Source organism: Bremerella sp. P1 (assembly GCF_028748185.1).
Taxonomy (GTDB): domain Bacteria; phylum Planctomycetota; class Planctomycetia; order Pirellulales; family Pirellulaceae; genus Bremerella.
This window is the reverse complement of sequence record NZ_CP118164.1, coordinates 2,157,530-2,168,653: the sequence shown is the minus strand read 5'-3', so window position 1 is coordinate 2,168,653 and position 11,124 is coordinate 2,157,530. Positions and strand designations below refer to the sequence as shown.

Annotated in this window: 6 protein-coding genes; 4 read left to right on the top strand and 2 right to left on the bottom strand. The window is 56.2% G+C overall.

From position 1 onward, the window contains the following. Window positions 1-186: 186 nt before the first annotated feature. Together PSR63_RS08910 and PSR63_RS08905 are read left to right on the top strand one after the other, a co-directional pair. The gene (locus PSR63_RS08910) at window positions 187-2,904 is read left to right on the top strand and encodes a phosphoenolpyruvate carboxylase (RefSeq protein WP_274332538.1); all 2,718 of its coding nucleotides are present in this window, start codon (window positions 187-189) and stop codon (window positions 2,902-2,904) included. Between the two features lie 195 nt (window positions 2,905-3,099). Further along, complete coding sequence (locus tag PSR63_RS08905) at window positions 3,100-4,182, top strand: TPR end-of-group domain-containing protein (protein WP_274332536.1); 1,083 nt, start codon at window positions 3,100-3,102, stop codon at window positions 4,180-4,182. Between the two features lie 5 nt (window positions 4,183-4,187). Here PSR63_RS08905 and PSR63_RS08900 read toward each other — a convergent pair whose 3' ends face one another. Beyond that, a complete protein-coding gene (locus tag PSR63_RS08900) occupies window positions 4,188-5,936 on the bottom strand; it encodes a sulfatase-like hydrolase/transferase (protein ID WP_274332534.1) in 1,749 nt (582 codons plus the stop codon). A gap of 43 nt (window positions 5,937-5,979) precedes the next feature. Continuing rightward, on the bottom strand, window positions 5,980-7,707 hold the full coding sequence (locus PSR63_RS08895) for a sulfatase-like hydrolase/transferase (RefSeq protein WP_443111088.1): 1,728 nt from the start codon (window positions 7,705-7,707) through the stop codon (window positions 5,980-5,982). A 222-nt stretch (window positions 7,708-7,929) separates the two neighbouring features. Between PSR63_RS08895 and PSR63_RS08890 the strand changes: the two genes are divergently transcribed. Continuing rightward, window positions 7,930-9,387, top strand: coding sequence for an arylsulfatase (locus tag PSR63_RS08890; RefSeq protein ID WP_274332532.1), 1,458 nt, complete (start codon window positions 7,930-7,932; stop codon window positions 9,385-9,387). Window positions 9,388-9,849: 462 nt separating this feature from the next. Then, window positions 9,850-10,986, top strand: coding sequence for a hypothetical protein (locus tag PSR63_RS08885; RefSeq protein ID WP_274332530.1), 1,137 nt, complete (start codon window positions 9,850-9,852; stop codon window positions 10,984-10,986). The last annotated feature ends 138 nt before the right edge of the window (window positions 10,987-11,124 follow it).

Below are 11,124 nucleotides of genomic sequence, written 5' to 3'. Positions count from 1 at the left end.
ATCCATAATCTCTCCCCCCTACGGCACCACCTCTGGGGGCTTTTCTCTCGATGCTTCTTTCTGGGTTGTTTCGCGGGCCGTAAACCGGTTATCGGCAGAAAGCTCCCCCTACGAATCGCAACCGATTCGCGTTAACCTATTACCTAGGCGAAGATTAGGCATCCAAGAAGCGAGACGAGTACTGACATGTATCACGAAGAGCATGTGCCAGGATTGAATCTGTTGGTTGAACTGCTCGACCAGGTTGTCCGCGAGCAAGTTGGCGATTCGCTGGCCGAGACGATGAGTCGCATCCGCCGGATGTCGCTCGAACGTCGGTCTGGCTTGCCGGATGCCGAAGAACGCTTGCTGGCGGAAATCGGCCGCATCCCCAAGCAGCAACTTCGCAGCGTGATTCGCTGGTTGAGTCTCTATTTCGACTTGGCGAACCTGGCGGAAGATTACCATCGCGTGCGGATTCTCGATCAACGTGCCGAGGAAGCCGAATCGGATGGCTTGCCACGTAGTGAATCAATCGCCGATGCGATTCGCCAGTTGTGTGAGAGTGGCTGTACGGCTGCCGAGATGCAAGATTGGCTCGACCGACTGGCAATCACCCCGGTCTTCACCGCCCACCCCAGTGAAGCCAAGCGGCGGACAACGCGTGAACTGCTGCGGCGGCTGCGCGATCACTTGCCCTACTTGGAAGTCCACCCGCACGATGACGACTTCCAGGCAGCGTTGAGCGATCTGACCCTGTTGTGGCAAACTGACTCGCTTCGTCCGCAACGACCTGGCGTGATGGGAGAGGTCGAGCGTGGTCTGTTCTTCGCCGAGGCCCTGTGGGATGTCGCTCCGCAAATCTATCATGAAATGCGGATGGCTTTGGCCCGCTACTACCCCACGCACCAGTTCGAGATCAAACCGTTTCTTACGTTCGGCAGTTGGATCGGTGGCGACCGTGACGGACACCCGTTTGTCACGGCTAAGGTTACTAAGGCGACCCTGGGCCTTTTGCGTAAGACAGCGCTCGAACGGCATCTCTCTTTCTGCCGCGAACTAAAGAAGACACTGGTCACCTCCGACCGGCAGGCCGCCGTTAGCGATGAGATTCGCGAACGTCTGGCGACCGCAGCCGAACATTGGACCGAATTGGCCGAACGCCTGGGAGAGGTTTCGCCCAACGAAGTCTATCGTTGCTACTTGAAGATGATCGAGTTCCGGCTTGAGGTTTCGCTGGGCCTGGCAAGCGTCGATGGGGACGATCAAGTCGCCTACCATCAGCCAGAAGAGCTGATGGAAGAGGTCGAGATGTTGCGTGAAAGCATGCTCGAGCATCAAGGTCGCCGCGTTGTCCAGCGCTATCTGGACCCCTGGAAGGATCGCCTGCAAACATTTGGCTTCCACTTCTTCTCGCTCGATATCCGCCAAGACTCGGACATCCATCGCAATGCTCTACGCGAGCTGTTGTACGCAGATCTTCCGGAAGATCAAAAGATTGAAGAATCGGACTGGCTCAAGCGACTTTGCCAGCTCGAGCAGCCGGAGGTCGATGCGTCCCAGCTTAGCGAAATGACGCAGGAAGTGTTGGCAACCTTTGGTGTGCTGGCCGATACGATGGCTACCGGCGGACCGAAGCCATTTGGCGGTTACGTGATCAGCATGACGCATCAGCCGGCCGACGTAGTTGCCGTGCTGTGGTTGTGGAACTATGTCTGGAATCAGAAGTATCCCGGCAAGCCGCGTCCTTACCTGCCGATCTCGCCACTGTTTGAAACAATCGATGACTTGGAGCGAGCTCCGATCATCTTCGAGGCGATGCTCAAGCAGCCGGTCTACCGCGAGTACCTGGGACAGCAAGCACGGCTGGAACAGATGATCATGGTCGGCTACTCCGACAGTACGAAGGATGGTGGTTACCTGACCGCTTCCTGGAACTTGCACCAGGCTCAGGAACGTTTGGCCGAGGTCGCCGAGAAACATCATGTCGAGATGACGATCTTCCACGGTCGTGGTGGTAGCCTGGGTCGCGGTGGCGGTCCGGCTGCTCGTGGTATTCAGTCGTTGCCGCCGCAAGCCGTCGATGGCAAGCTGCGACTGACCGAGCAGGGTGAAGTATTAGCCGAACGATACGATAACGCCGTGATCGCCCACCGGCATATCGAACAGCTGACCAACGCGACGCTGTTGGTTAGCGCGTCGACTCCTTCGCCTGAGATGGAAAATTGGAAGGAGATGAGCGAGTCGATGAGCCAAGCCGCGCTCACGAAGTATCGCGAGTTGGTTTCGCACGAAGACTTCCTGCGTTACTTCGATCAGGCAACCCCAATTAGCGAGATCGAAGGCCTGCCGATTGGTTCGCGTCCAGCACGCCGTCGGGCTCGTAAATCGCTTAAGGACTTGCGGGCCATTCCTTGGACGTTTGCCTGGACGCAATCACGCCAACTGCTGCCGGCATGGTATGGCATGGGGACTGGTATTCGCACGCTAGTCGATGCCCAAGGCGGAGACTGGGAGCCACTGCAAGAGATGTATCAGGAGTGGCCCGTCTTTCAGGCCACGATCGACAACGCCGAACTTGCGCTGGCCAAGGCCGACATGGACATTGCTCGCGACTATGCCGAGCTGGCTGGCACGGCTCAGGAAAGCATCTGGCGGATGATCGACGAAGAGTATCGATTGTCTTGCGGCGTGATCTGTCTCATTCGCCAACAACATGAACTGTTGGAGAAGATTGGTTGGCTCAATCGCAGCATTCGCAGTCGTAACCCTTACGTCGATCCGTTGAACTTGATCCAGATTCAACTGATCAAGCAAAGCCGCGAGAGTGGCGAGGCTCCCAACGAAGAAGAAACCGATGGGTTAGCCCAGATGGTTCGTCTTACTATTCAGGGTATCGCTGCCGGCCTACGTTCGACGGGCTAATCAGAACGCGATATGTATCTCTTACCAAAGGGTGCGATGCGCTTCGTCGCCGCACCCTTTCAGGGGGGCCCTCTCTTATCGTTGGGTGTCGATTTAGCTTTGGTGTATTGGGAAGAAATGCTATGAATTTTATCGCAAAACGGTAGACTTACATTCCTAGCCAAATCCCTTATCCAAATCCCTCCGACAATTGCCATGAAATGCATCCACCCATTGCTGCTGTGGGGATGGTTCGTCCTTGCCGTTGGTTGTGGGCCTACAGCTGATTTGTCGATGCCTCGATTCGAGCCGAAGCCGGTCGTCTGGCTGAACAACTGGGAGCCAGTGGAATCGACGGAGTCTCGCAACGAGGCGGAACAGCTTTTGCAAAAGGGAGACGCCCTCAAGGCCCTCGGCATGTATGACGCGGCCGAAGAGATGTACGTCCGCGCGGCGAACGCCGATCTCCATTTCGCTTTTCCGATGTATCAGCTGGCCTGCAACTATGAGTTGGCTGGCAAACATGAAGAAGCGCTCGAAGCGTTCGACGAGGCCATGCAACGTGGTTTCGACGACTTCCCAACGGCGCTGCATGATGACGAACTTGGCAAGATTCGTCGCGAAGAGGATTTTATCGACTCGTTAGCAACGATCCGTACCCGGTACATCATCGTTGCTTCCGATCACGTAGGGCAACCGATTGCCGTGCGGCCAGAAACGGACAAGCCTCCGCAGGGATGGCCCATCATCTTGCTGATGCACGGCTATGGCGACAGCCACCTGAACTATCTCGACGAAGCACAACTGTGGGCTGAACAAGGATTCGTTGCCGTCGTGGTGCCCGGCAGCATCCCCACGCATGGCAGCTACTATCAGTGGTCCAATGACTCGATCGAGCCAACGCACGAAGACCTGCAACAGATTGTGAACTCGTCGTTGTTTGATGGCGTGATCGACATGGAACGCGTCTACTTGCTGGGGTTCTCGCAGGGAGCACTTCACGCGATGCTTGTGACCGAGGAGCACCCCAATCTGTACGCTGGCTGCGTGTCTCTTTCCCCCGGCGGAAGCTTGGTCAGCGATCTTGCGAGCCCGTCCCTTGATCCTGAAAAGGGGACGGCGCGGATTGTCTTAATTCATGGTGACGAAGAACCCCATGGCCCGCTGGTCAACATCTGGGCCCGCGAGTGCGGCAAGGCGAAGTGGATGTTCGCGAGTGAAACGCACCCGGGCGGTCATCACTTTCCCGATGATTGGGGACAACGTGTTCCGACCATTGCGACCTTCTTGCTGAAATAGCTGCGTTACTTGTCGGCAGCCATGGGACGATCGCCCAGGCGAAGGATCTCGTCATTTCGGCCGATCGTGATCAGTTCGTGATAACGTCCGTCTAAGCTTTCGATCGAGAAGACGTGACCGACGAACGTATTGAGTGGACGCTTCTCTTTCGCAGGGATATCAAACGTATTGCGACGTTGTCCCAATGGATTAATCCAGGTGACGCGGACTTTGCCGTCGTAGCCGTTGTTGAGCGTTACGTTGGTGCGCTGGGTGCCCCTGGCAGAGTGAATCCGGGGGCGAAGGACAATCTTGTGTGGGACGAGCACCTTTTGCACGCGGATATGCAGGTCGTCTTCTACCTCGGGATGCTGACCGAAGACGTTGACGTTCTCGTCAGGATCGTTTTTGTGATCGTATAGCTCCTGATGCTTGATCGTCGCATCATCCATGTCACGCCACTCGACGTAGCGCCAGCGATCGGTACGAATGCTGTTGCCGATCAACGGTCGCCAGATGTATTGGCTGTAAGCAACACCCGTATGTGGTGCTGCCGGGTCGTTGAGCAAAGACGCGGCACTATGACCGTCCAAGAATTCAGGAATAGGCAGGCCGGTCAAGTCACATAGGGTCGGAAATAGGTCGAGTGACTCGACGATGCGATTGGTATGCTGGCCGTTGGCCTTGGCTTCCGGAGCGCGGATGATCATCGGAATACGCGTGTCGATTTCCAGATTGGTCATCTTGCTCCATCCGTTGTGTTCGCCCAGCTTCCAACCGTGATCGCTCCAGAGCACCACGATCGTATTGTCCGCTAGTTGTTGCTCGTCGAGAGCATCTAGTAGCTTGCCAACCTGAGCATCGATGAACGAAACTGAAGCGAAGTAGGCATGGCGGTACCTGCGTGCATCGGCGTCGCTCACGCTTCCTTCGTGCGGTTTGGGGACGTCAATCGCGTCGGCATAGTGGGTCATTTCGTAATTCGTTCCGACCGAGACCTCCGGCGCGTTCTTGGGTGGATAGGGATTGTCCGCCAGCGGAAGAGAATCGCGATCGTACTTGTCCCACCATCGCTTGGGTGGGCACCACGGCAGGTGAGGCTGGATATAGCCCACGGCTAACAGGAAGGGCTGTTCGCTTTGCGAAAGCTCTTTCAGGCGATCGACCGCCATCACGGTCATCGCGCCATCCATGTGTTCTACGTCGTCAATATCGGGAGCATTCGCGATCACACCTCGCAAGTTGTTATGACGCCAATCATCTTCTTCAATAGTCTCGGCGACTTTGGCACGAAATGCCTTTTGTTCGGGCGAGTAGTGCGTTAGCTTCGCATCGGGCCACTGGTGAGGGCGACTCCACGAGCGTGGATCTTGCCATGGGTTGTGGAAGATCTTGCCGATGCCTTCGCACGTGTAGCCATGCTGACGAAAGTATTGCGGTAGCGTCACGGCGTCGGGCATCGATTCTCGAAAGTGAACCGGAAGCGTCCAGCATCCCAGTCGATCAGGCCGAAGGCCGGTGAAGGTGCTTGCCCGAGATGGATTGCAGACGGCAACCTGCACGTAGCAGCGATCAAAAACCACACCACTTTCCGCCAAACGATCGATGTTTGGGGAAAGGATGTGGCCTGCCCCGTAGCACTTCAGTTCCGGGCGAAGGTCATCGATGGAGATCAGCAGCACGTTGGGGCGTTCAGCCGCGTCGCACACCGCAACCACGAAGGGTGCTGCAAGAGTGCCAGCAAGCAGCATGCATTGAAAGAGTCGGCCGAACATACGCTAACCTTCGACTGGGGTGATCTTGTGGGGAGCTATAGAACTACTTCGTGGGAATGATTGCCTGGGCCGAGCGATCGTCGACCTTGAAATAGCCCAGTGGCTTATCCTGGAGATCCGATATCTGCCAGACGGCCCCGGGCCGTGTGGCTTGGCGAACCATCTTGGTCGGCTGGATTTCCTCATAGAATTTCGGTTCGCCTTGCCGATCAACCCAGGACAGCTTGACCGGATCTTCCGTTTCATTGATGAAGAAGACCGGGAACTGAGAACCATCTGGTTGCGACGGAGGAGCCTTATCTTTGCCAAGTCTTACCCACTTCAACTTGTTGAGCGACTGAATGCTAGGCTCAGGCTTATCAGCGAACTTGGTGGGACCTTTAGCGCGAAGTTCAGCCAACTTTTCGGCGTACTTGGGATCGCCGGCCAGGTTGGTCCATTCGTACGGGTCGGCTTCGATATCGTATAGTTCTTCATCGCCGTTGGCATAGTGAATGTATCGCCAGTGATTGTCACTCAGGCCGTAGTCGCCAACCCTATGTAAGCAGGTCACCGAAACATGAGGCCACTCGCCGTCGACATCTTGCAGCAGAGGCTTCAAACTTGGGCCGTCGTGCGCTTTGCTCGCTGGCAGGCCGCACAGGTCGAACAGGGTCGGAGCAAGACTCACCAGGTTGACCGGCTGGTCGCAAACGCCGGGCTCGGTTCCTTCCTGCAGGCCAGGGCAGTTCTTGGGAACGCGGATCATTAGAGGAACCCGCGTACATCTCCGCCAGGCGGTGTACTTCTGCCAATGCTCTTTCTCGCCCAGGTGCCAGCCATGATCGGACCACAGCACCACGATCGTGTTGTCGGCGTACTCGCTGTTGTCTAATGCATCGAGCACGCGGCCGAGCATCGCATCGGCGAAGTGAATCGAAGCGAGGTACGACTGGATCGCGTGTTTCCACTCGCCATGCTTGCGAATGTGGGCGAAGTAACGATTCGGGCCTTGGCGTTTTCCTTCAGGCGGCAGATCGGCCAGGTCATCTTTCTTGTACCCAGGCGGAATCTGAATCGACTCGAGAGGGAAGGGCTCGAAGTACTTCTCTGGCACAAACCATGGTTCGTGAGGACGATAGATGCCGCAGGCCAAGAAGAAAGGTCTGTCATGCTTCTTGCTCAGTTGCTCAGAGACCCACTGGCTGACCTTGTAGTCGCCGCCAAACTCTTCGTCCGTGGCATCGAGCCCGCCCCAGTCGGTTTCGATGTATTGCCATGGACCTCCTCGCGGCAAGCTGAGCGGTCGCTTATCGGGGTAAAGCGTGTCCGGAATCGGCATCTCCGAGGAAGGCTCTGGGAAGTAGTCGTCCCACGATCGGGCATCAATGATGTAGTGCAGCATCTTGCCGGAACCAGTGGAACGGTAGCCGTTTTTCGAGAAGGTCTTGGGAAGCAACTCGGCATCGGGCAGAACTTCTCTCAGGACCTGGTTGTTGGCGTAGACGCCGGAGACATTCGGAGCGATACCCGAGAAGATGGCGATCCGAGACGGATTGCAGGCCGGTGCCGCACAGTGAGCGTTGGTAAACAAAACGCCGGACTTGGCCAGCCGATCGAGGTTGGGTGTGATCGTCTGCGGATGTCCACCCATGCACCCAATCCAGTCGTTCAGGTCATCCATGGCGATGAACAAGACGTTCGGTTTGTTCTCTTCGGCGGCACTTGCTTGGCCGCGAAGGAGGAAGACGACAAGAATAATTGCAGCGGTTTTCAATAGATGGTATTTCATAGTTTCGATTGAACTTCGTTTCTGCGGCAGTATCAATGAACAAATCGCTAACGTTCACGCCGAAAAAGTACAAAAACACTAGCGAGGGGATGATCAAGTCACGTTAGACGCTGAAAGCGGGCTAACTTGTGGCTTTTCGTTGACGACTCGCGCGTAGTGGTCCATACTGAGATTTCCCCGGATATCTACTTCATTTACAAGTCACTTGACTGGTACCAGCTGATGAATCGTTTCTTGATTGCTTCCCTATCGACCGTGGTCTTGTTCGTTGTTTTTGCGGCCACGGCCAGCGCCGCTGACCGCGCGCCGAACATCGTCTTCATCCTGGCCGACGACCTGGGCTACTCCGAACTGGGCAGCTATGGACAGGAAAAAATCAAGACGCCGAATTTGGACCAACTGGCCAAGGACGGGATGCGGTTCACGGACTTCTATTGTGGAAATGCAGTGTGTGCTCCTTCGCGTTGCGTTCTGTTGACCGGCAAGCATGGCGGTCATGCCTACGTCCGCGACAATGGCGACCCCGGCAAGATGCTGCCAGAAACAAAAGCACTAGGTGCCGAGTTCCCTGGTCAGAATCCGATCCCCGACGAGGAAGTCACTATTGCCGAAATGCTCAAGCAAAAGGGATACGCGACCGCCGCGATTGGCAAGTGGGGACTGGGGCACTTTGGCTCGACCGGCGATCCTAACAAGCAAGGCTTCGACCTGTTCTATGGATTCAACTGCCAACGCCACGCCCACAATCACTATCCCAAGTACCTGTGGCGCAATCGTGAGAAAGAAGTGCAGCCGGGCAACGATCGCACACTGCATGGCGAGACCTATTCGCAAAGCCAATTCCGTGACGTAGCGATCGAGTTCATCGAAGCCAATGCCGACAAGCCGTTCTTCCTTTATCTTCCGTTCGCCGTACCACATCTCTCGATTCAAGTCCCCAACGAAGACTTGGACGAGTACGCCGACATGAAGGAAGACGATTACGTTCATCGCGGCTACCTAAAGCACCCCAAGCCGCACGCCGGCTACGCAGCCATGATCACGCACATGGACCGCGACATCGGTGCGATCCTTGATACGATTGAAAAGAAGGGGCTGACCGACAACACCGTGGTCATGTTCAGCTCGGACAATGGGCCAACCTACGATCGACTCGGTGGTAGCGACTCGGACTTCTTTGCTTCGGCAGACGGCTTTAAAGGATTGAAGGGCAGTCTGTACGAAGGGGGCATTCGCGTGCCGCTGATCGTGAAGTGGCCAGGGCACGTAAAGCCAGACACAGTTTCGCATCATCTGGCAGCCTTCTACGATTTGATGCCAACCTTCGCTGATATCGCAGGCGTGAAGACCCCCGAAGGAATCGATGGCATCAGCTTTCTACCAGAGTTGCTCGGCGAAGAGCAAAAGGAGCCTGAGTATCTCTACTGGGAGTTCCGCTCTTACGGTGGTCAGCAGGCAGTCCGTATGGGTGACTGGAAAGCAATTCGCCAAAACATGATGCGTCCGAAGGTGGCCAATGCCGGCAAGCTGGAACTGTACAATCTGAAGAGCGACCCAGGCGAATCGAAAGATGTTGCCGCGGAATATCCAGAAATCGTTGCCAAGGCGGAAGCGGCCATGAAGCAGTCCCACACCACCTCCGAATTGTTCCGCATTCCGATGCTGGACGGAAAGAAGTAATAGGTCATGCAGGGACCGATGTTTGGAATTGGGATAATGGAACTCTTGATCCTGGCCGTCATGGGAGGCGGCTGTGTGATCGGAGTGGGAGGCCTGATTGCGTTCGTTGTGCTCTCGGCAAAGAAGTCGAATGACGAGAAATAAGGTTTCGCCATCTACCGCCGTAGCAACGCTTTACTGCTACGGCTTTAGTTAAAATGGGCAGCTAGCGTGATTTTTGCGGGATTTTGCCCTAGGAACGTTACGTCCATTTGGTTAGCCTTTGAAAACTTTACAAGTCGGCGATACGCATTCCTGAGGCTGAACGGATTGATGCCGGGACTCGTATCGAATTGGGCTGTCTGTGCTCCGATGACCCCAACAACCCACGGGATGCACAGCAGCGAAGCCTGAATATGTTGCCGCCAACCACCGCATGATGCGACGGAGTGGACGGGAACCCATTTGCTTGGAGCCTGCTATATGAGCATGGATGCTCGCGTGACTCGTCACGCTTTGGTGACGATGTGCGTCTGGACCTTCCTGGTCGCCGTCGCTTCTGCCGCCAGTGTTCGCGGAACCAACTTCCTGGTAACCGCTCAAGACCCACAACTGGCCAAACAAGTTCTGGAACTCGCTGAAGTCTATCGTCGTGACCTGGCCACCGAGTGGCTCGGTCGTGAACTGCCTCCCTGGTCGCAGCCCTGTCCGATTTCCGTGAAGGTGGGCGGTGGTGCTGGCGGCCAAACGAGCTTCGCCTTCCATCAAGGTGTGCCGTTCAACTGGACCATGGAAATCTTCGGCCCGCGTGAACGCATCCTCGATAGCGTTCTGCCGCACGAGATACTGCATACGATCTTCGCTACGCACTTTGGCGGTCCGCTGCCTCGCTGGGCGGATGAAGGGGCGTGCACCACGGTCGAGCACACTTCCGAAAAAGATAAGAACACGACGCTGCTGTACCGCTTTTTGAAGAGCGACCGTGGCATCGCATTTAACCAGATGTTTGCCATGAGAGAGTACCCGGCCGACATCCTGCCGCTGTACGCTCAAGGTTACTCGCTGGCTCGCTTCCTGATCGCCCAAGGGGGTAAGCAGAAGTACGTGCAGTACGTCGGTGAAGGCATGCAAACCAACAACTGGACCGCGACCACCAACAAGTTCTACGGGCACCCCAGCCTGAGCAGCCTGCAGGTTGCCTGGTTGGATTGGGTTCGCGATGGCTCGAACGAAGGAATGATCGACAGCTACACACCCGCTCAGCTGGTCGCTAATCAGCAGCAGCCTGACAACGGTGTGGGACTGGTCCGTGGTCAAAGTCCTCAAGCTCAGGGTAACGAAATCGCTTCGGCCCGTGATGAGCAGGGCCGACCATCGCCACTAACCGGACCAATCATGCCAGTTGGCCATCAGGAAGACATCACGCCGCGTGAAGATGGTGTCAGCGGAGGTTTCTATTCCAATGGAGGCCGCGTGGCTTCGCAGGAATCGGAACCACGCACATCGTCGATCCCCAATGATCGCCGCGAGATCCGCCAGATCGACGCGATGCCAATCTCCAGCAGCAGCAAGAGTGCTCCGACGTTCTACCTGCCAGGCGGGACTTCGCTGTACCGCTAACTGCGAAGCAACAATCCACACGTGATGCTGGCGGCCGCTTGGGGTGACTCAAGCGGCCGTTTTGCGTTTTGACACGCGCCGGGTAATATGGAACGCGTCACTATAATGAGCCTGGGCGTTAGACTGCTGGCGTCCTAC